Origin of the sequence: Variovorax sucrosi, assembly GCF_051216635.1 — a bacterium.
Lineage (GTDB): Bacteria > Pseudomonadota > Gammaproteobacteria > Burkholderiales > Burkholderiaceae_C > Variovorax.
Genome location: NZ_JBPJZU010000010.1, coordinates 150,194 through 175,838, shown reverse-complemented (window position 1 = coordinate 175,838; position 25,645 = coordinate 150,194). Strand labels below are relative to the sequence as shown.

The following is a 25,645-nucleotide window of genomic DNA, read 5'->3' as shown; positions in this document are numbered from 1 at the left end:
GTGTTTGTCGCCACGCGGAGAGGTATCGGTTTTTGCGCGAATGCTGGCAGGAATACATTGGTACGCCGGGGGTTCGAATCCTCAACCGGGAAACCGGCATGGCATCTTCTTACCGCTCCTTGTCGCGCTCTTTTTGCGATGTCCTGCTGCGAATGCAGGTGGAACTACAGACTATTAATCTCGGTGTCGCGGGTTCAAATCCCGCCGGTTCCGTATCTAGGGAGCCGTAGCTCAGTGGTAGAGCACGATACGTTTCACCAAATCCTTGTCGCAGCGAGGCATCACTTTTTTAGCGGTGAATGCAGATGGAATTACAGGTAGACGCACGCGGCGCAAGCTGCGTGTCCCGTGAGCGATCACGGGGCGCCCGGGTTCAAGTCCCGGTCCAGCAATGGATGGCGGAGTGAAGATTTCATCGCCTCTTGTCACCGCACTTTTTTTGATAGAGAAGAACAACATGTCAGAACTGAACTACAACATTGAAGAGGTCCCCGGCGGTGTGCCGGTCAAGATGTGGACCAAGGGCGTTCCCGTCGAGACCGAGGCCATGGAGCAGCTTGCCAATGCGGCGCGCTTGCCCATCGTGTTCAAGCACGTCGCGGCAATGCCGGACGTGCACTTGGGTATCGGCGCCACCGTCGGTTCGGTCATTCCGACCATCAAGGCGATCATCCCGGCAGCGGTAGGCGTGGACATCGGCTGCGGCATGATGGCCGCGAAGACCACGCTGCGCGCAGAAGACCTGCCCGACAACCTCGGACCGCTGCGCACGGCCATCGAAGCGGCCGTGCCGCACGGCTTCACGCCGCGTCGTGGTGGCCGCGATCCTGGCAGTTGGGAGAACCCGCCCGTGTCGGTGGACCAGGTTTGGTCGACGTTGACCGACGACTTCGACGCTTTGTGCGAACTGCACCCGCGCCTGAAGAACACGAACAACCGCAAGCACCTGGGAACCTTGGGTACAGGCAACCACTTCATCGAGGTCTGCCTCGATGAAACGGGCTTTGTGTGGTTCATGCTGCACTCGGGTTCGCGCGGCGTGGGCAATGCCATCGGTACACACTTCATCGAGCTGGCCAAGAAGGATGCCGAGCGCAACCAACGTAACCTGCCCGACAAGGACTTGGCGTACTTCGAGGAGGGTGCGGAACACTTTGATGACTACGTGCGAGGCGTGGGCTGGGCGCAGCGCTTCGCGATGAAGAATCGCGAAGTGATGATGGCCAACCTGATCGCCACGGTCCGCAAGGTCATCACCAAGCCGTTCGAGTCGCACGTCGAGGCGGTGAATTGCCACCACAACTACGTGCAGAAGGAGCGCCACTTCGGCGAGGACGTGTTCGTGACTCGCAAGGGCGCGGTCAGCGCCAAGCGCGGTGAGCTGGGCATCATCCCGGGCAGCATGGGTGCGCGCAGCTACATCGTGCGCGGGCTGGGCAACCCGGAGAGCTTCGAGAGCTGCAGCCACGGTGCGGGTCGTGTGATGAGCCGCACCAAAGCGAAGAAGATGTTCACCGTAGAAGACCAGATCAAGGCGACTGAAGGCGTTGAATGCCGCAAGGACGCGAACGTCATCGACGAAATTCCGATGGCCTACAAGGACATTGACGCTGTCATGGCGGCGCAGAAGGACCTGGTCGAAGTGGTGCACACCTTGAAGCAAGTGGTGTGCGTGAAGGGATAGGAAGGGTGAGGGCGGCATGCTCTCACCCACATCAGAATAGAAGTGGGAGTGAGGGCATGAAAGACGAAATCTTGTTGAGCGCGCATCCTGTCTCTGACGAAATGCGCGCCACCGTTCTGGAGAACCTGGCAGAGCTCGAGCAACGCCATCAGGTGCTGGTTCTGTTTGCCTGCGAGTCGGGCAGCCGCGGCTGGGGCTTTGCCTCGCCTGACAGCGACTATGACGTGCGCTTCGTCTACGTGAATAGGCTGCCCTGGTATCTGACCATCGACCCCGGACGGGATGTCATCGAACAGCCGATCAGCGGCGAGTTGGACATCAACGGCTGGGACCTGCGGAAGGCGCTTCAATTGCTGCGCGAATCCAACCCGACGCTGCTCGAATGGCTGCGTTCGCCCATCGTGTACCGGCAAGCGACGCCGTGGGTGGATCGTCTGCGAGTCCTTGCCGAGAAGAGCTTCTCGCCGGCTCGCGGCTATCACCACTACGTGTCGATGGCCAAGAAGAACCTGCGAGAGCATCTCTATGGCGAGGTGGTCCGGTACAAAAAGTACCTCTACGTTCTGCGGCCGCTGCTGGCGGCACGCTGGATACGCGAAGGGCGTGGCGTGCCGCCAATGCGCTTTGCCGAACTGGCAGCTCAAACGCTAACGGACACGGCCTTGATCGACGAAGTGAACGCGCTGTTGGAGGTCAAGATGGGCGCGGGAGAAGCCGCGACCAGCCCACGCTGGGCGGGCATCCACGACTTCATCGAGCGGGAGCTGGCGATTGCGATGGCGCATACGCTCGACAAGGGGCCGAAGGCTGACGGGCGCCAGCTCGACCAGTATCTGCATGATGCCGTGCTGCATTTCAGCGCCCAGGCATAGAAAAAGAAGAGAAGAAGCAAGAAGATGATCGAAATAGATGGTTCCGTCGGCGAAGGCGGCGGACAAATCCTGCGCACCTCGCTGGCCCTGTCTATGTGCACGGGCCAGCCCCTCACCCTGACCCGCATCCGTGCCGGCCGCAGCAAGCCTGGCCTGATGCGCCAGCACCTGACCTGCGTGAACGCAGCGACAGAAGTCTGCGGCGCGGAGGTTCACGGCGCCGAAATGAACTCGCAGTCGTTGACCTTTGTGCCGGGCAAGGTGCGCGCGGGCGACTACAGCTTCAACGTCGGCACGGCGGGTAGCTGCACGCTGGTGCTGCAGACCATCTGGCCCGCACTGCTGATGGCCGACGCGTCGAGCCTCCTGAAGCTGGGCGGGGGCACCCACAATCCGATGGCTCCGCCCTTCCATTTCCTGCAGCGCAGCTATGCGCCGCTGATGCGGAAGCTGGGCGCGGACGTCGAGCTGACCTTGCGTCGGCTGGGCTTCTATCCGGCGGGCGGCGGTGAAATCGAAGTGACGATTTGGCCAGCCGAGGACAAGCTGCAGCCGTTCGATCTAACCGAGCGCGGGCCGAAGGTCGAAGGCTATGCCGAATGCTTTGCGCCGACGCTGCCTCGCACTGTGGCCCAGCGTGAGCTGGAGCAGTTAGGGGCCTCCCTGGGTTGGAGCGAAGACCAACTGCGCCTGCCGCCCGTTCGGCAGAACGAGGGGCCAGGGAACGCCTTGCTGGCAACACTGGTGTACGAGCACGTGAGCGACGTTTTCACGCAATTCGGCGAGAAGGGGGTCAGCGCGGAAAGCGTCGTGCGCGACTTGGTGCGCGAAGTGCGGGCCTATCAGCTGAGCAAGGCAGCCCTGGGACCTCACCTGGCCGATCAATGGGCGTTGCCGCTGGCACTGGCCGTATGGAAGCGTCAGCGCGAGGCCGCGTTCACCTGCACGGAACTGACCGCTCATGCAAAGACCAATTTTGAGGTGATCGAGCAGTTTTTGCCCGTGACGTTCTCGACCTCGGTGTCGGAAGGGGGCTGGCGCGTCACCGCAAAGCCGACAATGAAGTCAACCTCAGCGCGCGCCGCGGCTGCGACCCTTTGATGAAACAGCTTTGAGCTGCCTACGTTCCGAGGCGTGAGCCACGGATCGACATCAGCGCTCAGTTTCGGACCCGGTTCGTCCGACCCGGGTGCGATTCACCGCCTTTCGCCGGCTCCGCAGCCCGGCATTCAAGCGGCCCCATTGGGTTTTGACAATGCACCTCGACGGCTTTTGCGCAGGCGGAGGAATGCGGCGAAACGTGCCCGTCGTTCAGCGACGCCGAGGCAGTCGAGGCCGTGGCAGTCGAGGTACCGTAACGAATATCGAAAGATTTCGAGCACTTTCCCATTCCGCTCAGGCGTGAGAACACCCTGCAAATAGAAGTCGATTCGCGATATATTGTTGGCATCCAAGCCACTTGGACTGCGGGCTGGCCGTCGACCGTTATTGCTTGCGTGACCGCGCTTGTTGGGCTGCTCGACAGGACCTGCCCAGTGGGAAGCGTTTTCTCATCTTATGGGTGACTCTTTCTCAGCTTATGGCTCACACGCCAAGGCAAGTCTTTGATTCACAAAGACATGATTTCTCGCCTTATGAGTCTTCCTACAGGATGGCGGGCGGACGGCCAGCTCGCTGGCCCTCCCGGCCTAGCGCGACGACGGTGGCACCGGCCGCGGCGCGGCCGAACCTTTGTCCGTCCGCTGCTTCGAAGCCGGATCGGTGTCGGGCATGTTGCGCCGCGTCAGCCCACCCGCCGTCCCACCGCCGGGCGGCTGCGAGTTCCGAGGTCTGGCGTGGGCCGGTCCATGCTCCGGGCCCAGGGTGTCTGGCGATGCCGTCTCGGCCATGCCGCCGCGAGTGGCTGGCTTCTTGGTCGAATTGCCGTCGACCGGCGGCCGCGCGGTGCCTTTCGGATTGCCGGCAGGCTGCGCAACCACCGAGGCAGCGTAGCCGAGCGTGGCGGCGATCAGGACCGCCACAGCAGCAGCCGATCGGCGGGCGCTGTGGCCCGTGCCCTGGGTAAAGATTGCGTTTGGCATCGACGGGTCTCCGTGAGTCTTTCGATGCAGTGCAACTTAAGGCGAACCGCCGCGCTGACTGTAGGCGCTGCTCGCACGCTGCTGCCGGCCGGACGTGGGGTCACCGCGGGGCAGGCAGGGGCGCCGCCAGGTCTTTGTCACCGGATCTACGCGTAAACGCTGTACCGTGCCCGATTGTTGCTAGGGAAGAATTCCCGACACATCGTCGCCCTGGAATCCCGGTACAGCATGACCTCTTTCCGCCTTCCATTCGCCGTCGCGCGCACCGTGGCGACCGCCACCCTGGCTCTGGGTACCTTCGTTTCGGCGCAGGCGGCGGCGAATCCGCCGATCCACATGGCCGACGGTGTCGAGTACATGTGCGGCGGTTCGGACAAGGCCGAGGCGCAGTTTCTCCAGATGGTTTCTCCGCGCTGGGCCGCGACGCTGGAGTTCGCGCTCGGAAACGGTTCCCGTGGCAGCCTGCCGTCCGACATCCAGGTGCTGGTGCGCGACAAGTACAACGGCCGGCTGGTAATGGAAACCACCGCCACCGGGCCGCTGATGCTCACCCGGCTGGAGCCCGGTTCGTACGAGGTGGAAGCCACGCTCGGCGGCATCACGCTGAGCCAGCAGGTGAATGTGTTCAACGGCGTGCCGGTCAAGGCGCGCTTCGTGTGGCCGTCGAACATCGACGTGCCGCCACTGGCGGGCAGCACCATCGTGACGCAGGACGCCTCCGCCCCGGGCCGCTGACGCACCGATCGGGCCCGCGGCGGCCCGGGGCGGCCCACGTCGGCATCTCTCTCGGCAGGCACGCTGCCGGCCGCCGCTGCATTTGCCTTGGCACGGGCCTTGAATGCGCACGGGGTGCCTCGCATCTGCAGTGCGGGCTCGATCCGACCATCCGCCTGTTGCGGCCTCGCCCCCCGTTCCGTTCTCCCTCCCGCATGCCGCTTCGCCCCCTGACCGTCCTCACTGCCCTGCTGCATGTCTACATCGGTCTGCGCCTGCTGCCAGCGCTGTGGGCGCCGACACCCGCCGTGGCCTTGCTGCTGCTTGTGGCGCTCGTCGTCTCCGCCGCCACCATGCCGCTGCCCTTCGTGGGCCTGCGCAGCCGGCGGGCGCCCTTGCCGAATGCCTGGCGCTGGATCGGCCTGATCAGCATGGGCTGGTTCTCGTCGATGTTCGTTCTCACGCTGGTGCGCGATGCCGGTCTCGCACTCACCTGGGGAGTCCAGTGGCTGACCCACCGCCCGATCGACTGGCCGGGCATGCAGCACGGCAGCGCCATGGCGGTGCCGGTGCTGGCGACACTCGTCTCGGCGGTCGGCTTCTTCAACGCGCGCCGAACCGCACGGGTGCGAACGGTGGAGGTGCCGATCGCCAACCTGCCGCCGGCGCTGATCGGCTTCTCGATCGCGCAGCTCAGCGACCTACACGTCGGCCCGACCATCCGGCGCGGCTACATCCAGCGCATCGTCGATGCGGTGAACCGACTCGAGGTCGACGCCGTCGCGATCACCGGTGACCTGGTGGACGGCAGCGTGGCCGAACTGCGCGAGCACATTGCGCCGCTGGCCGGTCTGCGCGCGCGGCACGGCACCTTCGTGGTGACGGGCAATCACGAGTACTACGCCGGTGCGCACGCCTGGATCGCCGAGTTGCGCCGGCTTGGCCTGCGGGTGCTGCTGAACGAGCACGTGCTGCTCGCGGCCGGCCGTGCGCGGGAAGCGCAGACCGACGAAGAGATGAATGCGATGACCCTCGTCCTGGCCGGCGTGACCGACTTCACCGCGGTGCACTTCGATGCGGCGCACGCCAGCGATCCCGAGGCGGCGCTCGCCGGTGCGCCCGAGGGCGTCACCACGCGCGTGCTGCTGGCGCACCAGCCGCGCAGTGCGCCGGCGGCGGTGGAGGCGGGCTTTCAGCTGCAGATCTCCGGCCACACGCACGGCGGCCAGTTCTTTCCCTGGAACCTGTTCGTGCCGTTGCAGCAACCCTTCGTCGCCGGCCTGCATCGGCTCCAAGGCATGTGGGTCTACACCAGCCGCGGCACCGGCTACTGGGGGCCACCGAAGCGCTTCGGCGCCCCGTCGGAGATCACGTTGCTCCGGCTCGTCGCGTCCTGATCAGGCGCCGGACGGGGTACCCAGCCGCCGCGCGTTCGCCGTGGCCTTCGCATGGATCGGCTTGAGCCCGCGTTGCGCCACCCGGGCGCCGGCGCTGCCCAGTTGCGTCGCGGTCGCGACGGCCTGATGGCCGGCGCTGAACAGCGCGTGGCTGTGAGCCGCCGCCTGCGCTGGCGTGAGACTCGTCGCCAGCCCGGCCCAGGCGCTGGCCCCGCTGAGCCAGTGGCGCAACGAGCGGTTCAGCAGCGAGTAGCCGGTCGTGTGCAACTGGTTGGCGATGGCCGCGCCCGATTCGCTGACGGCAGCGAGCTTTTCGTGCCCCATCAACTGGAACTCGACCAGGTCTGCGGGGGTCGGCGCCAGGCCGGCCTTGGCCATGCGTTCGGTGCGGTGCTGGATGACGGAGCCGGAAGACAGCAGCATCTCCTGCGTCTTGAGGGCCACGTCGGCCCAGAGCATCAGCGGGTTGAAAAACCGGGAAGAAAATGAAGGGGACATGAGCGCTAGTGCCAAAAGGAAGCAGTCACTATAGGCCGACCTCAGACCTTTTGCTGCACTGCAGCATTCAAAAAGGGGGCGTCCTACCGCTCGATGGGCGGATTGCCAATTTTTACGCGGTGGCAACTTTCGTAAAGCGCCGGGTGGCGTCTTCAGCGTGCAACCACCTCGGGCGACTCGTTGCGCACCAGGGCCGTGGCCTTGCCCAGGTCCTCCAGCCATGCCGCATAGGCTTCGTCGCGCTGCGCCGGATCGCCGCGCAAGAGCGCCGACGGATGCAGCGTGACCAGCACCTGCTCGCCGTGCGGTCCGGTCTGCCATTGGCCGCGCTCGCGCAGCACGGCGACCGGCCGGCCGAGCACCGACCGCGCCGCCGTGGCGCCCAGCGCGAGAACGGCCCGTGGCCGCACCTGCGCCATCTCGCTTTCGAGCCAATGCAGGCATGCTGCCGCCTCCCGCTGCGTCGGCGTCTTGTGGATGCGCCGCTTGCCGCGCAACTCGAACTTGAAGTGCTTCACCGCATTGGTGACATACAGCGCTTCGCGGGGCCAGCCAAGCTCGCCGATCGCGCGGTCGAACAGCTGGCCGGCCGGCCCGACGAAAGGCCGGCCGCGCAGGTCTTCCTGGTCGCCGGGCTGCTCGCCCACCACCATCAGCACCGCCCCCGGCGGGCCCTCGCCGAAGACCGATTGCGTGGCGTGTTCGCCGATCGGGCATTCGCGGCAACGATCGGTGGCGCGTTTCAGCTGGGCCAGTGCTTCGGCGGGGTCGGACGACAAGGGCTCGGCGAACGCGGCCAGGGTCTCCCCCCGATTCAAAGATTCGGACGCGCCGGCGGGCATGAGCGGAACGATGCGGCGCGCGGGCGTGGTCGGCGGCGCCTCGATCATGCGGCCGCTGCGCGCCATGGCATCGGCGGTGAGCGGCGAGATCAGCGCGGCCTCCGGCAGGTTCTGCCAGTAGCGCCGCGGCATCTCCTTCTGCATCATCGCGAGCTTCAGACGCGCCGGATTGAAGATGTGCTGGTAGTAGGTGAGCCAGTGCGCCTCGCCGGCGTCGGCCGGCGGTGCATCCTCGCGCCGCGCACCGGGACCGACGTCGAGACGGCCGCCCGACGCATCGGCCGAACCGTCATCGACCGAATGCCAGCGCACCGACCGGTCGGGCGTGAGGATGGCCCAGTGCATCGAGGCGAAGCGCCGCACGAAGAAGGGCGCGACCGCTTCGACGATGTGGTGCTCGGGCTCGAACCACGCCACATGCAGCGGTGGCTGGCCCTCGCCCTGCGCCAACGGACGAAAGCGCACGAAGGCCTTCATCTTGTGCATCTCGCGGCGCACCGCCTGCGCCATGTGCTGCACCCGCACCCGCTCCGGATCGAGCGGGTCGTGCCGCAGGCCGGGCTCGTGCACCAGGCGCCACAGCAAGCGGTAGAGCAGGCCGAAGCGTGCCGGGTCCTGATGCAGCACCACGGTCTCGCACAGCCGGACGAAAGCCGGCGGCACGACGGCGGAAGCACTGCTGCTCGCAGTCGCGGGGCGCCGGGCCTCGAGGGCGCCGAACAGGTCCCCCGCTGCGCTGGCCCGCGTGTGCCACACCACGTCCTCGGGCGGCACCTGCCGCGCCAGCAGCGCCCGCGCTTCGCCGCGAAAGCCGGACCAGTCGGTTTCGCTGGCGAGGGTGACGGTCTGCGTTGCCATGAAGGCAATCTCGCGTGCGTGTCGCAGACGCCTTGTAGGCGTTCAGGCGGAAAAGAGCGAGGCCTGCACCGGCGCGGGCTTGAAGCGCGACGCGAGGTCGGCTGCATCGAGACTGCGGCCGGGCCGGTGATCAACCAGTTGCACGAAGGGCAGCACCTTCTTCAACGGGACGCGCAGGCGCGCTAGATCCTCGCTGCGCACCCGGCGCACGCGGCGCGCGACGAGCAGGCGCTCCACCGCCTTCACGCCCAGGCCGGGCACACGCAACAGCATTTCGCGCGGTGCCGTGTCGAGGTCGACCGGGAAGCGCTCGCGGTGGGCCAAGGCCCAGGCCAGCTTGGGGTCGACGTCGAGCGAAAGCATGCCGCCCGTGGCCACGCCGGTCGCGGCCGGCGGCACGATCTCGTCATGCGCGAAGCCATAGAAGCGCATCAGCCAGTCGGCCTGGTAGAGCCGGTGCTCGCGCACCATCGGCGGTGCCGCCAGCGGCAGCGAGGACGACGCATCGGGGATCGGGCTGAAGGCTGAGTAGTAGACGCGCCGCAACTGGTAGGCGCCATAGAGCTGGGCACTGGCGGACAGGATGGTGCGGTCGTCGGTGGCGTCGGCGCCGACGATCATCTGCGTGCTCTGGCCGGCCGGCGCGAACACCGGCGCCGGGGCACGCCGAGCACCGGCCTTCGGCATCGACACCACCGCCGTGCGCGCGGCATCGCGCTGTGCGCCCTTCGCGTCGTCGATGTGGACCCGCAGCCGCGCCATCGAGCGGCGAATCGCCGCGCCGTCCTTCTCGGGCGCCAGCGCCTCCAGGCCCTGCACCGTCGGCAGCTCGACGTTGATGCTGAGCCGGTCGGCATAGCGGCCGGCTTTCTGCAGCAGCTCGGGCGAGGCGTCGGGAATGGTCTTGAGGTGAAGGTAGCCGCGGAAGTCGTGCACCTCGCGCAGCACGCGCGCTACTTCGACCACCTGCTCCATCGTGTAGTCGGGGCTGCGGATGATGCCGCTGGACAGGAACAGGCCTTCGATGCAGTTGCGCCGGTAGAAATCGAGCGTGAGCTGCACCACCTCGTCGACGGTGAAGCGCGCCCGCGGCACGTTGCTGGTGACGCGGTTGACGCAGTAGAGGCAGTCGTACTGGCAGAAGTTGGTCAGCAGGATCTTCAACAGCGAGATGCAGCGGCCATCGGGCGCATAGCTGTGGCAGATCCCGGAGCCCTCGGTCGAGCCGATGCCGCGGCCGCCGACCGAGTTGCGCTCGCGCGTGCCGCTGGACGCACAGGAGGCGTCGTACTTGGCGGCGTCGGCGAGGATGGCGAGCTTGCGTTGCGTGTCCACTGGATGAATATACAGTGGCGCGAACGGCCCTGCCCGCGAAGCGGGTTCCTGCGCGGGTCAGCGTGGATCAGCGCAAGGCGGTGGCCCGACGGCGCCGGCGCGTCCGCAATTCCATCGTTAGATACGCGAGCGTCGCGACGGCCAAGGGCAGCAGGTAATACAGCACCCGATACCCGATCAGCGCCGCCAGGATCTGCCCCGGCGGCAAGCGGTGCGAGAGCAGGGCGACGAAGACTGCCTCGAGCACGCCCAGCCCGGCCGGCACATGGGTGATGACACCGGCCACCGCACCCACCAGCAGCACCGCGACGACTTCGGGATAAGGCACCTGCCGCTGCAGCAGCAGCCACACCACACCGCCCATGAGGCACCAGTTGCTGCAGGACATCAGCAGTTGCAGCAACGCCATGCGCAGCGTGGGCGGTTGAATGGCGTGGCCGCGCAAGTCCCAGGTCTTGTCGCTCGCGAAGGCGCACAGTGCCAGGTAGGCCGCGGCCAGCACGAGCAGCGCGGCACCGAGCACGCGCAGCCCGCCGTTGTCGATCTTCCAATCCGCCGGCAACTCGGGCGGCCAGAAGCAGAAGGCGGCGCCGGCCACCACCAGGTAGCCGAACCAGTTGGTCAGCATGCTGAAGCCGAGCACGCGCGTGATGGTCGGGTTGTCGAGCCCGAGCCGCGAATACAGGCGGTAGCGGAAGGCCACGCCGCCGACCAGCGAGCCCAGGTTGAGGTTGAAGGCATAGCTCACGAAGGTCACGCCCATCACGGCGCCGCTGCCCAAGGGGTGGCCGGTGACGCGGCGGCCGAGCAGGTCGTAGGTGCTGTAGAGCGCGAAGCTCGCGGCCGCCAGCACCGCTGCCAGCGCGAGCGTGGCGGCCGGCAGGCGGGAGAAGGCGTGCAGCACATCCCCCCAGTCGATGCCTCGCGCCTGCTTCACCAGCAGCCACGCGATCAGCGCGAAGAAGAGCCAGGTGCCGATGCGCTTGACCCACGGCCACCACGGCCGCGTCGCAGACGCGGGCGCCATGGCGTGCGCCCGCTGCGTGCGCATCACGCGGCCGTTTCGGTGTGGGTCGCGCCGCCGGTCGGGGTCGGCGGCGGATCGAGCGGCATCAGCCGCGGCGCGTGGCGCGGCAGCCAGCTGGTGAGCGAGGGGTACCAGCGCAGCAGGTGAAAGATGAAGAAGCTGCGCACCAGGCGCCAGCCGCTCCATTCGGTGAGGTCTTCCGCCTGGATCTGCTTGCAGCTGTGTTCGATGAGATGGTCGAGCCGTTCGGACAACACCTGGTTGAAGGCGCGGTCGCGCACGATCACGTTGGCTTCGAGATTGAGCGACAGGCTCAGCGGATCGAGGTTGCTCGAGCCCACCGTGCTCCAGTGATCGTCCATCAGCGCCACCTTGCCGTGCAGCGGGCGCTCGCAGTATTCGTAGATGCGCACCCCGGCGTGCAGCAGGTGGTGATAGAGCAGGCTGGCCGCCGTCTTGACGATCGGCATGTCGGGCTCGCCCTGCAAGATGAGCCGCACGTCGACGCCGCGCCGTGCAGCGCGCCGCATCTCCTTGATCAGGCGATAGCCGGGAAAGAAGTAGGCGTTGGCAATCACGACCCGCTCGCGTGCGGTGCGGATGGCCGCGCGGTACTGCCGCTCGATGTCGTTCGTGTGGCGTCGGTTGTCGCGCGTGACGAACTGCATCTCGGCTTCACCGACCGGTGTGTTCACTGCCTGATGCTGCGCCGCCTTCAGCCGCCGGCGGAACCAGCCCGCGCCCTTGCCCCCGACCGCGATCGCATGCAGCACGAAGCGATGGATCTCCGACACCACCGGGCCCCGCAGCGCTACCGCATAGTCCTGCTTGGCCTTGGGCCCGAAATCCATCAGATGGTCGGCCGAGAAGTTGATGCCGCCGACGAAGGCGTGCTCGCCGTCGACCACCACGATCTTGCGGTGCATGCGGCGGAACACGTTGAGCCGCTGGCCGAACACGCGCCGGCCCGGATCGAACACGCGCACCTTCACGCCCACCGAGGTCAGGCCGGCGAGGAATTCGGGCGACAGGTCGGGCGAGCCGAAGCCGTCGATCATCAGGTCGACTTTCACGCCGCGCTGCGCGGCCGCACGCAAGGCGGCATGGAGCCCTTGCCCGACCTTGTCGTCGAACAGGATGAAGGTCTCGACGATCACCTCGCGCTGCGCGTCGCGGATTGCATCGAACACGCGCGGGAAGAACTGCTCGCCGTTCTCGAGCAGCTCGACCGCGTTGCCGCCGACCCACTTGCGCGGGTTCACAACTCGATCTCCGCCACCAGCGGCGCATGGTCCGACAGGTGCGACCAGGGCTTGCGCGGCAGCACGATGGGTGCGTGCACCGCGGCGTTGCGCACATAGATGCGGTCCAGCGACAGCAGCGGGAAGCGCGACGGGAAGGTCTTCGCGGCGCTGCCGTTCGCATGCACGAAGACTTCGCGCAGGTTGGCGCCCTGCGCCAGGACGTCGTGCGCCCGCCCGCGCCAGTCGTTGAAGTCGCCAGCCACCACCAGGGGCGCGTCGGCCGGCACCTCGTCGCGCACGATGTGGCAGAGCAATTCCAGCTGCTGCTGCCGGTGCGATTCGGCCAGCCCCAGGTGCGCGCAGATCACATGCACCTCGCCCGCGCGCCCCGGCACACGCAGCGAGCAATGCAACAGGCCGCGCTTCTCGGGCCCGGCAATGGACACGTCGTGGTTGGTGTAGTCCGCAATGGGAAACTTCGACAGAACCGCATTGCCATGGTGCCCCTTCGGATAGACCGCATTGCGGCCGTAGGCGAACTGCGGCCACATCGTGTCGGCGAGGAATTCGTAATGCGGCGCCTCGGGCCAGTTGCTGTGTTTGCGGGCATGGCGATCGTGCGTGCCCTGCACCTCCTGCAGAAACACCACATCCGCGCCGACGGTGCGCACGGCGTCGCGGAGTTCCGGCAGGATGAACTTGCGGTTGAGCGCGGTGAAGCCCTTGTGGGTGTTCACGGTCATGACCTTGAGCGAGATGGGGGTACGCTGGTCGGATTTCGGGGGGGGCGCGCTCACAGGCTGCACGGTGTGCACGGTGGAAAAGGACATTGCCTCCTTTGTAGAACGGCGCCCGCGATAGCGCTGTAGGACGCCCCAGCGTCTTCGCCAGCCCGCTGCCACGTCCTACAGGGCGATGCCCCCGTGCCCCACAGGGCGGCTCGCACACGCCTCCTACGGTGAGTTCACGAGCCCGCCGAGGCTCGGCTCATACCCCGTCATCATGCAAAGGAAGACAACCATGAAATCGACCCTGATCCGCACCGCCGCACTCGCCAGCGCCCTCGTCGCTGGCGCCGCCTTCGCCCAGGCGCCCGCACCGGTGATGCCGCCGTCGACCGCCGGCCAAGCCAGCACCGAAACGCGTGCCGGCGTGCCCAACCCGACCCAGCGCCCCGACGGCAGCATGCCGACGTCGCGCGAAGCGGTGAAGTCCGAAGCGCGCGTGCAGAACCGCAATCCGGCCAACACCGCCACGCCGAACGGCGAGGCCAGCACCCGGATGAACAACCAGCCCAACACACTGCCGCAGACGATGAGCGGCACCACCCGCGCCGAGGTCCGCCAGGACGCAGTCAAGCCCACGCCGCAGTTCGGCCAGAAGGGCGAGCGCCCGGACGTCCCGACCAACCCGAAGGACAGCACCGGCACGCCGAAGTAAGAACCTCGGTCGCCCTTGCGAAAAAGCCCGCGGCAGTGATGCCGCGGGCTTTTTCTTTCAGCCGATCGGTTCGACCTCAGCGGGCGGGATGGCCAGCGCGTCGGTCAACCCTTGGCGGGTGCCGGCGAGCGATGGCCGTGCGCACCCGGATGCCCGCCGTGCAGACCGTGCGACGCATGGCGCATCGCCTCGGCGTCGAAGGTCTTCTGCTGCTCCGGGCTGAGCGTCACGTAGAAGGCACGGGTCGCATCGGCGCGTTGCGCGAAGCGGGCAGCGCGTTCGCTCTGGCGCGCCTGCAGGCGGTCGAGGCGCTGGGGCGTCGTCATCTTCTCGAACTCGGCGCGGGCGGCGGCGCGGTCGGGGCGCGGTGCCTTCGGCGCGGCGGGCTGCATCGCAGTGGCGAAGGTCGACCAGGCACCATCCTGCGAAGCGTTCAGCTTCAATTTGGTCTTCAGCTCGGCCAGGTGCTTGGCGCGGCGCTCCTGCATGCGCTCGAAGCCCTTGCCGTCGCGCGGCTTGTGGGCGCGCGGCTCAGCCTGGGCCGGCGAGGCGGCCTGCGTGATGGCCGTCGGTACGTTGGAAGGCGGCGGCGTCTGGGCCGATGCGGCGAAGGTGGCCGAGGCCAGCAGGCTGGCCCACAGGATGCGTTGACGTGCGGTGATCATGAGAGCGTTTCCTTTCAAGGTGAGGGCGCCGGCCTGCCGCGGATCGTTCATCGAGGCTGCGGTGCCGGGGCCCTGCCTGTCGCCTTTCGGCAGCAGGTGAAGCGAAGTCTGGCGGCCGGATGTTTCGCCCGCTCGGCCCGCCGGTCAACGCGCGGTGAGCGCGCGTAAAGATGCGTGAACCTGCGCGGGCGCGCAGCGACGGGGCAACCGGCGGCGCCGGCCCCTCCGTCAGCCCGGTGCAGCGATGCGCGCCAGCGCGTCCCGGATGGCCGCCGGATCGGTCGGACGCACCAGCCGCTCGACCTCCTGCCCATTGCGCAGGAAGATCAACGTGGGCCACAGCTTGACGCGAAACGAGCGGCCGAGCGGCCGGCCGCTGCCGTCCTCCACCTTCAGATGCCGCACCTCGGGGTGGTCGGCGAAGGCGGCATCGACCAGCGGCTGCGCCGCCTGGCAATGGCCGCACCAGTTGGTGCCGAAGTCGACCACGGCAGGGCCGCGCCATTGGTCAAGCTCGGCGCGGCTCTCGGTTTCGGGGGTGTAGGGTGTGCTCATCGCGCGCTCCGTTGGGAGCCACCATGGTGGCATGGGCGGCACGATCTCGCCGTCGGCCAAGGCCTGAACGCCCTGGCGGCGTGCCCGTCATTCGAGCGCGGTCATTTCCCACGAGACGTTCTGCCACGCAACGCCGAAGCGTTCGTCGGTGGGCCCCTCCTTCTTGCGGCGCAGCGCGTCGAGCGCCCATTCAGCACCGGCCTGGACGCTGTCGATCACCGGCACCGGCACCTGCGCGGCGATGTCGGCTGCCATGCCCGCCAGGCCCGCGCCGCCGAGGATCACCGCCTGCGCCTTGAAGCGCTCGGCCGCCTGGCAGCAGGCGTCGGCCAGCAGCCGGCGCGCGCCGGCCGGATCGGCCATCAGTTGCGCACCGGTCGGCGCGACCGTGTGGATGCCCGCCAGCGTCTGCGTGTGGCCCAGCGCGCCGGCCAGGCGCGACAGCATCGGGCGCCAGCGCTCGCCGCCGGTGACGATGGCAAAGCGTCCATGCCACGCGGCCGCGGAGAAGGCCGCTTCGGCCAGACCGCCCACCGGCACGCCGGCGCCTTCGCGCATGGCAAAGAGCCCCGGGTCGCCGAAACAGCCGATCAGCACCGCGTCGGGCTTGCCGCCGTCCTTCGCGACGGTGGCGGCCCAGGCGTCGAGCACCGCATGGCTGGCCACCGCATAGCTGGCCTCCGACGAGATGTAGGGGGCACCGAAGCGTGCCGTGATGCTCTGCACCGCCATCGCCTCGCCCACCGCCGCCTGCGCGTGCTGCTGCAGCAGGGTGGTGACAGAGGCCGAGGTGTTGGGGTTGATGACGAGCAGGCGCGGCACGGTGGACCTCAGCGGCGGCGGGTGGACCGCCGGCGCAACAGCGAAGCCGCGCCGAGCGCGACCGCCATCACGCCCAGCGAAACGATGGTAGTGACCGTGCCCAGCGCATAGATCGACGGCGTGGTCACGGTGGAGGTGAGGCCCTGCAGCTCGAGCGGCAGCGTGTTGACGTCGCCGATGGCCTGCGAGGTGCGGGCGATCTCGTCCCAGCTCAGCGTGAAGCCGAACATGCCGATGCCGACGATCGACGGGCCGATCAACGGGAGCACCACATGGCGGAAGGTCTGCCAGGGCGTGGCACCGAGGTCGCGCGCGGCCTCTTCGTAGGCCGGGTTGAAGCGGTTGAACACCGCGAACATGATGAGCAGGCCGAAGGGCAGCGTCCACGTCAGGTGCGCACCGAGCGCCGAGGTGAACAGGCCGAGCGCGGTGCCGTAGTTCTCGAGCGCGCTGGTCGCATCGATGGCGGTCAGCACTTCCTTGATGCCGGTGTCGAGCAGGCGGAACTGCAGGCCGATGCCCAGCGAGATGATGATCGACGGCATGATCAGGCTGGCCACCGTGACGAAGAAGAGCAGGTTGCTGCCCGCCAGCTTCTTGCGGAAAGCCAGGCCCGCCAGCACCGACAGCACCACGGTGAAGGCCATCACCACCGCGCCCAGCGCCAGCGAGCGTCGGAACGCGGCGCCGATGTCGACCGTTCCCAGCCCCTCGGCCAATTTGTAGAACCAGTGCAGCGACACGCCGCGCAGCGGGAAGGTGAGGCCGCCCTCGGGACCCTGGAAGCTGAGCACGAAGATCGTGATCATCGGGCCGTAGAGGAACAGCACGAAGAGCCCGAAGACGATGGCCAGCGGCCAGAAGCCGGCTGCGCGTTTCTCGCCGATACGGTTGCTCATGTCAGTGCCGCCCGGCCGCCCGAAGGCACTGACGCGCCCCCTCCGGGGGCAGCGATACGCGAAGCGATGAGCGTGGGGGTCGTCATCACAGCTCCTTTCGGATGTCGACGAGGCGCGTCAGGCCCCAGATGATCATCAGCACCACCGCCAGCAGGATCATCGCATTGGCCGCCGCCAGCGGGAACTGCAGGTAGGACGTCTGCACTTGGATGATCTTGCCGATGGAGGCGATCTGCTGGCCGCCCATCACGCCGATGGTGACGAAGTCGCCCATGACGATGGTGATGACGAAGATCGAGCCGATCAGGATGCCGGTGCGCGACAGCGGCACGATCACGTTCCACAGCGTCTGCCAGCCGGTGGCGCCCGAGTCGTTGGCGGCTTCGAGCAGCGAACGGTCGATGCGCATCATCGAGTTGAAGATCGGCACGATCATGAACATCGTGTAGAGGTGCACGAAGGCGAGCACCACCGAAAAATCGGAGAACAGCAGCCACTCGACCGGCTCGTTCACCAGGCCGATGCCCATCAGCCCCTGGTTGACCAGCCCGTTGCGGCCCAGCAGCGGCACCCACGAGATCATGCGGATCACGTTCGACGTCCAGAAGGGCACGGTGCACAGCACGAAAAGCACCGTCTGCATCGTCGACGAGCGCACGTGGAAGGCCAGGAAGTACGCCACCGAGAAGCCGACGAGCAGCGTGATGCCCCACACCAGCAGGCAGAACTTGAGCGTGCTGATGTAGGTGCTGAGCGTGACGCACAGGTCGCCGTTGTCGGTGAGCTGCGAGCAGCCTTCGAACAGGCTCAGGTAGTTGCGCAGCGTGACGGCCGGAATCAGCTCGTACTCGTTGAAGTTCCACAGGCTGACCATCGCGATGAGCGCCAGCGGAATCAGGAAGAACAGCAGGAACACCAGCGCGAACGGCGCCGCCTGCCACCAGGCCTTGACGGCATGGACGGACGGACTGGGCGCGTGCGCGCTGGTGGGGGGGGCGCTCACAGGATCAAGCAGCGACGAACTCGTTCCACTTGCGGACCATGTACTCGTTCTCGTCCATCACGGCGTTCCAGCAGGCGATGCCGCCCATGCGCGCTTCGTAGCTGCCGCCATCGCGCACCGAACCGGCCTTGGCCAGCACGTCGCCGTTCGGGCTCTTGATGTCTTGCGAGGCCGCCTTGCCTTCCATCCAGTAGGCCCACTCGTAGGCTTCCATCTTGGCCTTGGCGGTGTCGAGCACGGCGCTGTAGTAGCCCTGGCGATTGAGGTAGGCACCGGCCCAGCCGTCGAGGAACCAGTTGATGAATTCATACGCACCGTCGAGCTTCTTGCCGCTCAGCGTGGCCGGCAGGCCGAAGCCTGCGGCCCAGGCGCGATAGCCTTCCTTGAGCGGCTGGAACGTGCAGGCGATGCCCTTGGTGCGCACGGCGGTCACGGCCGGCGACCACATCGACTGGATGACCACTTCGCCGGAGGCCATCAGGTTGACCGATTCGTTGAAGTCCTTCCACAGCGCGCGGAACTGGCCGGCCTTCTTGGCTTCGATCAGGGTCTTGATCGTGAGGTCGATCTCGGCCTTGCTCATGTTGCCCTTGTCCTTGTACTTGTGAATGCCCTTGGCTTCCACCACCATCGCCGCATCCATGATGCCGATCGACGGAATGTTCAGGATCGCGGCCTTGCCCTTGAACGCGGGGTTGAGCAGTTCGGCCCAAGATTCGATCGGGCGCTTGATCAGGTCGGGGCGAATGCCCAGCGTGTCGGCGTTGTAGACCGTCGGGATCAGCGACATGAACTGCGTCGGCGTGGCCGAGAACTTCTTGGACTTTTCGCCTTCGAGGTAGATCACCTTCTTGGGGGCCGTGCCCTGGTCGCCGACCGCCTTGCCCGCCACCTCACCCTTGGTGAACAGCGAGGTGATCTTGTCGGCGTTCTTGATCTTCTTGGTGTCGATGCCCTTCAGGTTGCCGGTCGGCACGATCTTCTTGAGCGAGAAGAACTCGGTGTCGATCAGGTCGAAGCTATTGGGCGCGGTGACGGCGCGCTTGGTCACGTCGTCGGTGGTCACGGCCACGTACTGGATCTCGATGCCGGTGTCGGCCTTGAATTTGTCGCCGATCGCCTTGTCCTGGTTGACCGCGGTGCCGAGGTAGCGCAGCACGATCTTCTCCTGCGCATGGACGTAGGGCGCCATGCCGCTGGCGAGGATGCCGGCCAGGCCGGCGCCGCCTTGAATGAGGGTACGGCGCTGCAGGCCTTGATTGGACGTGTCGATGGGTTCGGACATGGAAGGTCTCCGGTTGCTGGTTTGAGAAGGACGGGTCGCGGCCCTGGCAGGCTCAGGCCACGAAGGCGGCAATGGCCGCGGTGTCGTCGCGCGGTGCCGGCACCGCCGGTGCGGCACGGTCGGCCGGGCGCTCCGCACCGGGGCCAAGCACCCGCGCGTCGGCCTCGGCCCAGGTCAGGCGCACCGCGTCGCCCGACGCATAGGGCCGTGCCAAGAAGGCGGCTTCGCCGAGCAGCACCGAGACGGTCTGGCGCTCCTTGGCCACGCCATCGAGGGCCAAGCCGAGCAGCACGTAGGTGCCCTGGTATTCGACGTCGGTCACGTGCGCGGCAAGGCCTGGGCCGGCGCTGCCGGTGCTCCTATCGGCAGCAGGTGCGATCTGCATGTGGTCGTTGCGCACGGCAATCGGGCCTGCCGGCGTGTCGAGCACGTTGTGGCCGCCCATGAAGCGCGCGACGAATTCGCTGGCCGGATGGTTGTAGACCTCGTGCGGCGAGCCGACCTGCTCGATCAGGCCGTGGTTCATCACGACCATGGTGTCGGCCAGTGCCATCGCCTCTTCCTGCGAGTGCGTGACGTGGATGAAGGTCAGGCCCAGTTCCTTCTGCCAGCGGCGCAGCTCGGCACGCATCTGGATGCGCAGGAAGGGGTCGAGCGCCGACAGCGGCTCGTCGAGCAGCAGCACGCGCGGTTCGGTGATAAGGGCCCGCGCCAGCGCCACGCGCTGCTGCTGGCCGCCGGAGAGTTCGCCCGGCTTGCGCTCGGCCAGATGGCCCATCGCCACCCGTTCAAGCAGGTCGCCGGCGCGCTTCTGACGCGCGGCCTTGCCGACGCCCTTCATCTTCAGGCTGAAGGCCACGTTGTCGAGCGCCGAGAGATGCGGGAACAGCGCGAAGCTCTGGAACATCATGGCCGTGCCGCGCGCCGCGGCGGGCAGGTCGGTGATGTTGCGGTTGTCGAGCAGGATGTCGCCGGCGCTGACCGATTCGTGGCCCGCGATCATGCGCAGCGTGGTGCTCTTGCCGCAGCCCGAGGGGCCGAGCAGGCAGCAGTAGCTGCCGCTGGCGATGCGCAGATCGATCTGGTCGACCGCGGCGGGGGTGCCGGCCTTGTAGCGCTTGGTCAGCGCGATCACTTCGACAGCGGCGGGAGGCGGGGTGGCGACGTCCATGGCGCGGACTTTCGCAAGACATGTGCCAGTCGCTCGCGCACCGAAACCGTGCGCAGTCTTCCGTGCCGGTCGACTCGTTACCATCGAGCTCCTCGACATATCGACCCACGGCAACGAGCCGCCGCCAGCCGCACACCCATGGACCTTCCAACGACGATCGGGCTCGGCCTGCTGACGCTGGTGCTAGGGACCATCGCGGTGTTGGGAACGCACCGCGAGAACCGCGTGCCCTACGTGATCCACATCACGTTCGTCACGAGCCTGGCCTACATCGTTTCGCGGCTGGGTTGAGCGGCCGCGGCTGCGCTCAGGACGGCGCGGTGTAGCGGGCCCCGGCCACCCCCCGAAGAAGCGCCTCCCGCTGCGCCCGGCTGATGCCGCGGATCCCCTCGGCCACGCGCTTGAAGCGGGCGGCATCGATGCTGCCGGTCGCCTGCCATTGCGACAGCTCGGCCGATGGCTTGTGCAGCATCGATGCGAGCCACACGGCCTGCGCGGGCTCCAGCGTGCGGGCGCTGCGCCCGAAGTAGCGCCGGGCCGCCGCTTCGGCGCCGCACAGGGTGCCGCCCCAGGGCGCGTTGTCGAGGTACAGCTGCAGGATGCGCGCCTTGCCCAGCGTTCGCTCCATCTCCACCGCATAGAGCATCTCGCGCAGCTTGCGCTCGCCGCTGCGCTCCGAACCGGTGATGGCCAGCTTGGCCAGTTGCTGCGTCAGCGTGCTGCCACCGCGCTCGACCCCGCCGCTTTTCTGGTTGGCCGCCAGGGCGGCACCGAGTTCCTCCAGGTCGTAACCCGGGTGCTGGAAGAAGCGCTGGTCTTCTGCGGAGATGACGGCACGTGCGAGCCAGCTGTCGGCGGCCAGCTTGGCCGACGGGCCGCAGCTGCTGCGTGCGCCCAGCAAGGCCTCGGAGCCGAGGCCCTCCACGGTGAAGGCGGCGACGCGCGGACGCAGCGCGATCGCGCCGTCGGGCAGGCCGAGTTCCGCGTGCAATGCCAGCGTACCGCCGATGCGCGCCCGGCGCAGCTCGGGCAGCAAGGGCGCCATCACGCGGTACCAGCGGGCGATGGGTGCGTCTTCGGCATCGACGGCGAGTTGCAGGCCCTTTTGCGACAGGCGTCCGTCCCAGCGGCCCTTCAGCGGGGGTTCGGCATCGCCGTCCGGCGTGGCTTCGAAGCGCCCGTTGAGCAGGTGGCCGTCGCGCCGCACCGTGGCGCTCAGTTGCGCGACCCGGATCGGCTGCGCGCCCAGCGCGGGCACGTCGACGACGCAGGGGCCGCAACGCAGCGCCAAGCTTTGCGTCGCCTCGTTCCAGTCGAAATGCAGCGTGCCGTGCACGGTGTCGAACGAACGGCCGGCGAGGTGCGGTGCGAACCAGGGCGAGGTCGCCAGCCGGACCGTCGTCGGGACGCCGACCGTGATGCGCAGCGCGGGCGGCCCCACGTCGGCGGCCCATTCGCCGGTGGACGGCGCCAAAACGAACTTCACGATCAGCGCCAGCGCGATGCCAGCGGTCACGACCAGGGCCAGCAGGCTCAGCAACAGCAGGCGCAATGCTCTTTTCACAGCGAATGACTCACAAATCTCCCATCGATCGTGCCAGGGTCACGGCCTGCCAGGGCCCTTGCGATTGCCCGGCCGCAGCGGCCCAATACCAAGCTGAAGTGTCGGTGAAAGAGCGGCCCTGCGCGTCGACGATGCGCTCGCACACGCGCAGGGTTTGTCCGCGCTTGCGTGTCGCCGAAAAGCAGCGCCAGAGCCGCTGCTGCGCATCGTTCTCCAGCCGAACCTGCGCCACACGGTAGCCCAGCGCGCGGTAGCAGTCGGCCGCCGGGTGGAGCATGCGTGTCGGCGATGCGACATGGCGCAGCACGAAGACGCCTTGCCCATCGGTCATGCGGGCGATGGCGCCCGGAAAGCGCTGCGCGAATCGGTGTTCGACCTCGCTGAGCGCCAGCGGCCGCAGCGGGGCGCCGTCCCAGCGCGACGGCCATTCGTGGAAAGTCTGCGCCGGCAGCGACACGGGTGCCTGCCACGCCTGCGCCACCGACGCGACCGCGCACACCGCCATCGCGACGCCGAACAACGCCTTGTGCGCGATGCGGTGGACGAAGCGGTTGGCCAGCCAGCGTTCGAGCCAGGGCATCGACAGCCCGGCCTGCGACGCCGATGCGTCGGCCGGCGTGGTGCGCCCCATTGCCCGTGCGATGCCGGCACACACCACCGCCAGCACGAGCAGGCCCAGCACATCGTGCACCCAGGGCGCCGGCGCTTGGCCCGCACCTTCCAGCGCCACCAGCACGCTGTTGCGCACGACATTGCCGGCCAGCACCAGCAGCCCGACGATCGGCAGGCGCGCGGCGAAGCTGCGGTCGCTGCGGCGGGCCCACAGCGCGACGGCACAGGCGGTGAAGTAGCCCAGCCACACCATCTGCACGCCGGAACAGGGCGCGTCGACGATGACCAGTCGGCCATCCACCCACAGCGTGCTGCCTTCGCGCGACACCTCGAAGCCGGGCATCAGCAACCAGCGGCTGGCCTCCGCCGTCAGCACGCGCAAGGGGTAGCCCGCGTAGAACTGCAGCGACGACAGCAGCGGCAGCGCCAGCACGGCCAACCCCGCCACGGGCAGCGCAGCCACACGGCGTGGCAGGAAGGCCAGCAGGCCGCAAGCCCAGGCCAGCACGGCCACCAGGCCGGACAGCAAGGGTGGCAGTGCGCCATGCAGCGCCGTGGCCGCCAGCGTGCCGAGCGACGCAAGCACCAGCCAGCCCAGCCGCGGCGCCGCGCGCAGCTCGCCGCGCAGCGACGCGACCAGTGCCACGAGCGCGGCGATGGCCAGCAGGCCCAGCGGGTCGTCCGACCCGTCCACGACACGGCGGGCCATCCAGGTCCAGGTGGGCCACAAGGCCACGGTCTGCAGGGCCAGCCAGGCGGCGGCAGGCACGCGGTCGAGCCGGATGCCGCCGTCGATGACGCGCGGGTGGGCGGAAGCGATGTAGGCGAGGTTCATGTCGAGGACTCCCGATCGCGCTCAGGCGGTGAAGCGACGCAGGTCCTGCCGACGCGCCCGGCGGCGCAGCATGGCCAGCATCGACAGCACCACGGCCACCGCGCCGAGCACCTCGGGTTCGGGCGTGCTCGGCACCTCCGCGCCCAATGCCTGTCCGACGGCCAGTTCGCTCACGCCCTTGGGCAGCGGCGAGGGTTGGTCCACGCTGGTCGCGTTCTGCGGCGCCAGGTTGCGCACCACCTTGTCGACCGCGATGAAGCTGGTGTACTGCGTCAGCAGGCTGTACCTCAGGCCGAGCTCGGTGATCGCCTTCGCGAAACTGTCGCCGCCTTCCAGTGCTTCCTGGTCGCTCAACGCCGCGATGCGGTGGCGTGCCCACAGCGCGCGCAGCGCGGCGGCGTTCTGCGGCGTGCGGCCGTCGATGGCGATCTCTTCGCGGTACGGGCCGCTCGCGCTGTGGCCTTCGATCACGACGCGGCCTTTGGCCAATCCCTCCGAGTTCGGGCGCCACTTGCCGAAGACGATCACCGGGCGCTCGCCCAGTACGTCGGGCAGCACCGTCGGCTCGACGTCGTACACGTCGAGGCCGCCGAAGGTCGCGCGCACGTTGGTGAGCACCGGCGACTCGACCATGCGGCGAAAGCGCGCGGCCTGCTCGGGAGCCTGGATCGGGTCGGTGATGACGAAGGGCTCGCCCATGCCGGCGCGGGCCAGGCCTTCCATCAAATGGCGGTTGACCGAGGAGCCGATGCCGAAGGCGAACAGGTTGGCCTTCGACAGGTTCTTGCGCACCAGCTCGAAGGCCTCGCGCTCGACCGTGACGTAGCCGTCGGTCACCACCACCACGGTGCGCGACAGGTTCGGCGCCTTGGGTTCGGCGTACACACGCTTCAACGCCGGGATCAGTTCGGTGCTGCCACCGCCGCTGTAGTTCTTGATCGTCGCCAGCGCCTGATCGATGTTGGCGCGTGTGGCCGGCACCGACTGCGGCGACAGCATCTTGTTGCTGCCCGAGAACAGCAGCACGTTGAAGGTATCGCTCGGCCGCAGGCCGCCGATCAGGCGCTCCAGCACCGCCTTCGCGGTGTCCAGCGGAAAGCCGTGCATCGAGCCCGAGATGTCGACCACGAAGATGTAGTCCCTCGGCGAAATGGCGCTGGCCGCCACCGACTTCGGCGGCTCGACCATCGCGAGGAAGAAGTTCTCTGCCCCGTCGCCCTGGCCCTTGTAGAGCATCAGGCCCGATTCGATCTTCTCGCCGGCCAGGCGGTAGTCGAGCACGAAGTCGCGGTTGGCTGCGGGCTCCGGCGTGGGCGTGAGGGCGACGTTCGCATGGCGGTCCTCGTCGCTCTTCTTCACGTCGATGGCGTGCGTGGCCGAGCGCACTTCCTTCAGCCCTATCGGCGTGTCGAGCGCGACCTTCAGCTGGAAGCCCGCCGTGGACGGCACACCCGCACGCAACACCGGCTGCGCCACCCACGTCGCATCCCGTTGCTCCGACTGCGGGCTGTTGCTTGCCCCCACGCTCGGCACTTCGTGTCCTCGCTGCCCCCCGAGGGGGCCGCTGCCAGCTTGGGGCGGCCCGGCGCTGGCGTACCGCGGCCCGACCACCGTCGGAAACACGAACTGGTAGTTGCCGGCGTTGGGCACGAGCAGTTCGGTGTAGCGCAGCTCGACCTTCACCTCGTCGTTCGGCAGGATGTTCGCGACGTTCATCTGGAACACGTTGGGCAGGTGCTGCTCGAGCAGCGCGGCTGTCTTGCCTTCCTTCTTGGCCGTGTCGTACTCGATGCGCGCCTGCTGCTTCTCGCGGATCTGCGCCGTGATGAGCCGGTCGGCCAGCCGCACGCTGAGCCCGCTGACGGCCGCCTTGGTGGAGCCGGGGAACACGTACTTCGCCTCGATGGCGCGCTGGCCCTCGTTGCGGTAGGTCTGCGTCACCGTCACGTCGGCGATGACACCGGAGATCTTCACGTCGACCGCGGTGTTCTTCAGCGGCAGCGCATCGACGCCGGGCGCGTCGCTCTTCACGAAGAAATACGGGCTCTCGGTTTTCAGGCGCGGGCCCGCGGCCTCCTGCGCATGGAGCGGCCGCGCGGTGAGTGCCAGGAAAGCGGTGCCGGCCAGGGCCAGGGTGCCGGCCCAGAGCCATGGGCTCCAGCGGCCCGGCTGCGCGGTGGTGTGTTGCATGGCGTTCGTCCTTGTGTGTACCTGTTGCCCCGCGGACTGCGGATGCATGGGA

General features: G+C 67.7%; 24 protein-coding genes. 7 read left to right on the top strand and 17 right to left on the bottom strand.

Annotation, left to right across the window (positions count from 1 at the left end):
- The first annotated feature begins 457 nt into the window (after positions 1-457).
- From ACSFBE_RS20010 to rtcA, 3 genes are read left to right on the top strand one after another with little or no spacing between them, the layout of a single operon-like run.
- A complete protein-coding gene (locus ACSFBE_RS20010; protein WP_435492271.1) occupies positions 458-1,684 on the top strand; it encodes an RtcB family protein in 1,227 nt (408 codons plus the stop codon).
- Positions 1,685-1,740: 56 nt separating this feature from the next.
- Positions 1,741-2,556: a nucleotidyltransferase domain-containing protein gene (locus tag ACSFBE_RS20005; RefSeq protein WP_435492172.1), complete on the top strand. Its 816-nt coding sequence runs from the start codon at positions 1,741-1,743 to the stop codon at positions 2,554-2,556.
- A gap of 24 nt (positions 2,557-2,580) precedes the next feature.
- The gene (gene rtcA, locus ACSFBE_RS20000) at positions 2,581-3,657 is read left to right on the top strand and encodes an RNA 3'-terminal phosphate cyclase (protein ID WP_435492171.1); all 1,077 of its coding nucleotides are present in this window, start codon (positions 2,581-2,583) and stop codon (positions 3,655-3,657) included.
- Between the two features lie 587 nt (positions 3,658-4,244).
- On the opposite strand, the gene ACSFBE_RS19995 is transcribed toward rtcA, so the two are convergent.
- Entirely contained in the window at positions 4,245-4,637 is a 393-nt protein-coding gene (locus ACSFBE_RS19995; protein WP_435492170.1) for a translation initiation factor IF-2, read from the bottom strand.
- A 228-nt stretch (positions 4,638-4,865) separates the two neighbouring features.
- On the opposite strand from ACSFBE_RS19995, the gene ACSFBE_RS19990 reads away from it, so the two are divergent.
- The gene (locus ACSFBE_RS19990; RefSeq protein WP_435492169.1) at positions 4,866-5,372 is read left to right on the top strand and encodes a hypothetical protein; all 507 of its coding nucleotides are present in this window, start codon (positions 4,866-4,868) and stop codon (positions 5,370-5,372) included.
- A gap of 194 nt (positions 5,373-5,566) precedes the next feature.
- Positions 5,567-6,748, top strand: coding sequence for a metallophosphoesterase (locus tag ACSFBE_RS19985; RefSeq protein WP_435492168.1), 1,182 nt, complete (start codon positions 5,567-5,569; stop codon positions 6,746-6,748).
- Here ACSFBE_RS19985 and ACSFBE_RS19980 read toward each other — a convergent pair whose 3' ends face one another.
- From ACSFBE_RS19980 to ACSFBE_RS19955, 6 genes are all read right to left on the bottom strand, one after another.
- Positions 6,749-7,246 (bottom strand): polyhydroxyalkanoate granule-associated phasin, encoded by a 498-nt coding sequence (locus tag ACSFBE_RS19980; protein ID WP_435492167.1) that lies wholly within the window; start codon positions 7,244-7,246, stop codon positions 6,749-6,751.
- A gap of 152 nt (positions 7,247-7,398) precedes the next feature.
- Positions 7,399-8,946 (bottom strand): UdgX family uracil-DNA binding protein, encoded by a 1,548-nt coding sequence (locus ACSFBE_RS19975; RefSeq protein ID WP_435492166.1) that lies wholly within the window; start codon positions 8,944-8,946, stop codon positions 7,399-7,401.
- A gap of 42 nt (positions 8,947-8,988) precedes the next feature.
- Positions 8,989-10,281, bottom strand: coding sequence for a putative DNA modification/repair radical SAM protein (locus tag ACSFBE_RS19970; protein WP_435492165.1), 1,293 nt, complete (start codon positions 10,279-10,281; stop codon positions 8,989-8,991).
- A 67-nt stretch (positions 10,282-10,348) separates the two neighbouring features.
- Positions 10,349-11,308, bottom strand: a complete 960-nt coding sequence (locus tag ACSFBE_RS19965) for a lysylphosphatidylglycerol synthase domain-containing protein (protein WP_435492164.1) — start codon at positions 11,306-11,308, stop codon at positions 10,349-10,351.
- Between the two features lie 23 nt (positions 11,309-11,331).
- Positions 11,332-12,570 (bottom strand): cardiolipin synthase ClsB, encoded by a 1,239-nt coding sequence (gene clsB, locus ACSFBE_RS19960; protein ID WP_435492163.1) that lies wholly within the window; start codon positions 12,568-12,570, stop codon positions 11,332-11,334.
- Complete coding sequence (locus ACSFBE_RS19955; protein ID WP_435492162.1) at positions 12,567-13,382, bottom strand: endonuclease/exonuclease/phosphatase family protein; 816 nt, start codon at positions 13,380-13,382, stop codon at positions 12,567-12,569. The genes clsB and ACSFBE_RS19955 overlap by 4 nt, the downstream gene beginning before the upstream one ends.
- Before the next feature lie 190 nt (positions 13,383-13,572).
- On the opposite strand from ACSFBE_RS19955, the gene ACSFBE_RS19950 reads away from it, so the two are divergent.
- Entirely contained in the window at positions 13,573-13,992 is a 420-nt protein-coding gene (locus ACSFBE_RS19950; protein WP_435492161.1) for a serine/threonine protein kinase, read from the top strand.
- Between the two features lie 104 nt (positions 13,993-14,096).
- Here ACSFBE_RS19950 and ACSFBE_RS19945 read toward each other — a convergent pair whose 3' ends face one another.
- From ACSFBE_RS19945 to ACSFBE_RS19915, 7 genes are all read right to left on the bottom strand, one after another.
- A complete protein-coding gene (locus tag ACSFBE_RS19945) occupies positions 14,097-14,657 on the bottom strand; it encodes a Spy/CpxP family protein refolding chaperone (RefSeq protein ID WP_435492160.1) in 561 nt (186 codons plus the stop codon).
- A gap of 228 nt (positions 14,658-14,885) precedes the next feature.
- Positions 14,886-15,212 (bottom strand): thioredoxin family protein, encoded by a 327-nt coding sequence (locus ACSFBE_RS19940; RefSeq protein ID WP_435492159.1) that lies wholly within the window; start codon positions 15,210-15,212, stop codon positions 14,886-14,888.
- 87 nt (positions 15,213-15,299) lie between these two features.
- Complete coding sequence (locus ACSFBE_RS19935) at positions 15,300-16,034, bottom strand: aspartate/glutamate racemase family protein (RefSeq protein WP_435492158.1); 735 nt, start codon at positions 16,032-16,034, stop codon at positions 15,300-15,302.
- An 8-nt stretch (positions 16,035-16,042) separates the two neighbouring features.
- Positions 16,043-16,933, bottom strand: coding sequence for an ABC transporter permease (locus ACSFBE_RS19930; protein ID WP_435492157.1), 891 nt, complete (start codon positions 16,931-16,933; stop codon positions 16,043-16,045).
- A gap of 85 nt (positions 16,934-17,018) precedes the next feature.
- Positions 17,019-17,936, bottom strand: a complete 918-nt coding sequence (locus ACSFBE_RS19925; RefSeq protein WP_435492156.1) for an ABC transporter permease — start codon at positions 17,934-17,936, stop codon at positions 17,019-17,021.
- Between the two features lie 4 nt (positions 17,937-17,940).
- On the bottom strand, positions 17,941-19,221 hold the full coding sequence (locus ACSFBE_RS19920; RefSeq protein ID WP_435492155.1) for an ABC transporter substrate-binding protein: 1,281 nt from the start codon (positions 19,219-19,221) through the stop codon (positions 17,941-17,943).
- Positions 19,222-19,273: 52 nt separating this feature from the next.
- Positions 19,274-20,392, bottom strand: a complete 1,119-nt coding sequence (locus ACSFBE_RS19915) for an ABC transporter ATP-binding protein (RefSeq protein WP_435492154.1) — start codon at positions 20,390-20,392, stop codon at positions 19,274-19,276.
- A 138-nt stretch (positions 20,393-20,530) separates the two neighbouring features.
- Here ACSFBE_RS19915 and ACSFBE_RS19910 point away from each other — a divergent pair, with 138 nt between their 5' ends.
- Positions 20,531-20,683 (top strand): hypothetical protein, encoded by a 153-nt coding sequence (locus ACSFBE_RS19910; protein WP_435492153.1) that lies wholly within the window; start codon positions 20,531-20,533, stop codon positions 20,681-20,683.
- Between the two features lie 16 nt (positions 20,684-20,699).
- On the opposite strand, the gene ACSFBE_RS19905 is transcribed toward ACSFBE_RS19910, so the two are convergent.
- From ACSFBE_RS19905 to ACSFBE_RS19895, 3 genes are read right to left on the bottom strand one after another with little or no spacing between them, the layout of a single operon-like run.
- A complete protein-coding gene (locus tag ACSFBE_RS19905; RefSeq protein WP_435492152.1) occupies positions 20,700-21,956 on the bottom strand; it encodes a biosynthetic peptidoglycan transglycosylase in 1,257 nt (418 codons plus the stop codon).
- 10 nt (positions 21,957-21,966) lie between these two features.
- A complete protein-coding gene (gene xrtQ, locus ACSFBE_RS19900) occupies positions 21,967-23,403 on the bottom strand; it encodes an exosortase Q (protein WP_435492151.1) in 1,437 nt (478 codons plus the stop codon).
- Between the two features lie 21 nt (positions 23,404-23,424).
- Positions 23,425-25,593, bottom strand: a complete 2,169-nt coding sequence (locus tag ACSFBE_RS19895; RefSeq protein WP_435492150.1) for a VIT and vWA domain-containing protein — start codon at positions 25,591-25,593, stop codon at positions 23,425-23,427.
- Positions 25,594-25,645 lie beyond the last annotated feature (52 nt).

Excerpts from the sequence above, each read along its gene's own strand:
- ACSFBE_RS19945 (WP_435492160.1), bottom strand. The coding sequence starts at position 14,657 with ATGATCACCGCACGTCAACGCATCCTGTGGGCCAGCCTGCTGGCCTCG.
- ACSFBE_RS19930 (WP_435492157.1), bottom strand. The coding sequence starts at position 16,933 with ATGAGCAACCGTATCGGCGAGAAACGCGCAGCCGGCTTCTGGCCGCTG.
- ACSFBE_RS20010 (WP_435492271.1), top strand. The coding sequence starts at position 458 with ATGTCAGAACTGAACTACAACATTGAAGAGGTCCCCGGCGGTGTGCCG.
- ACSFBE_RS19895 (WP_435492150.1), bottom strand. The coding sequence starts at position 25,593 with ATGCAACACACCACCGCGCAGCCGGGCCGCTGGAGCCCATGGCTCTGG.
- rtcA (WP_435492171.1), top strand. The coding sequence starts at position 2,581 with ATGATCGAAATAGATGGTTCCGTCGGCGAAGGCGGCGGACAAATCCTG.
- ACSFBE_RS19940 (WP_435492159.1), bottom strand. The coding sequence starts at position 15,212 with ATGAGCACACCCTACACCCCCGAAACCGAGAGCCGCGCCGAGCTTGAC.
- ACSFBE_RS19950 (WP_435492161.1), top strand. The coding sequence starts at position 13,573 with ATGAAATCGACCCTGATCCGCACCGCCGCACTCGCCAGCGCCCTCGTC.
- xrtQ (WP_435492151.1), bottom strand. The coding sequence starts at position 23,403 with ATGAACCTCGCCTACATCGCTTCCGCCCACCCGCGCGTCATCGACGGC.
- ACSFBE_RS19990 (WP_435492169.1), top strand. The coding sequence starts at position 4,866 with ATGACCTCTTTCCGCCTTCCATTCGCCGTCGCGCGCACCGTGGCGACC.
- ACSFBE_RS19980 (WP_435492167.1), bottom strand. The coding sequence starts at position 7,246 with ATGTCCCCTTCATTTTCTTCCCGGTTTTTCAACCCGCTGATGCTCTGG.
- ACSFBE_RS19975 (WP_435492166.1), bottom strand. The coding sequence starts at position 8,946 with ATGGCAACGCAGACCGTCACCCTCGCCAGCGAAACCGACTGGTCCGGC.
- ACSFBE_RS19955 (WP_435492162.1), bottom strand. The coding sequence starts at position 13,382 with ATGTCCTTTTCCACCGTGCACACCGTGCAGCCTGTGAGCGCGCCCCCC.
- ACSFBE_RS19910 (WP_435492153.1), top strand. The coding sequence starts at position 20,531 with ATGGACCTTCCAACGACGATCGGGCTCGGCCTGCTGACGCTGGTGCTA.
- ACSFBE_RS20005 (WP_435492172.1), top strand. The coding sequence starts at position 1,741 with ATGAAAGACGAAATCTTGTTGAGCGCGCATCCTGTCTCTGACGAAATG.
- ACSFBE_RS19985 (WP_435492168.1), top strand. The coding sequence starts at position 5,567 with ATGCCGCTTCGCCCCCTGACCGTCCTCACTGCCCTGCTGCATGTCTAC.
- ACSFBE_RS19965 (WP_435492164.1), bottom strand. The coding sequence starts at position 11,308 with ATGGCGCCCGCGTCTGCGACGCGGCCGTGGTGGCCGTGGGTCAAGCGC.
- ACSFBE_RS19995 (WP_435492170.1), bottom strand. The coding sequence starts at position 4,637 with ATGCCAAACGCAATCTTTACCCAGGGCACGGGCCACAGCGCCCGCCGA.
- ACSFBE_RS19920 (WP_435492155.1), bottom strand. The coding sequence starts at position 19,221 with ATGTCCGAACCCATCGACACGTCCAATCAAGGCCTGCAGCGCCGTACC.
- ACSFBE_RS19915 (WP_435492154.1), bottom strand. The coding sequence starts at position 20,392 with ATGGACGTCGCCACCCCGCCTCCCGCCGCTGTCGAAGTGATCGCGCTG.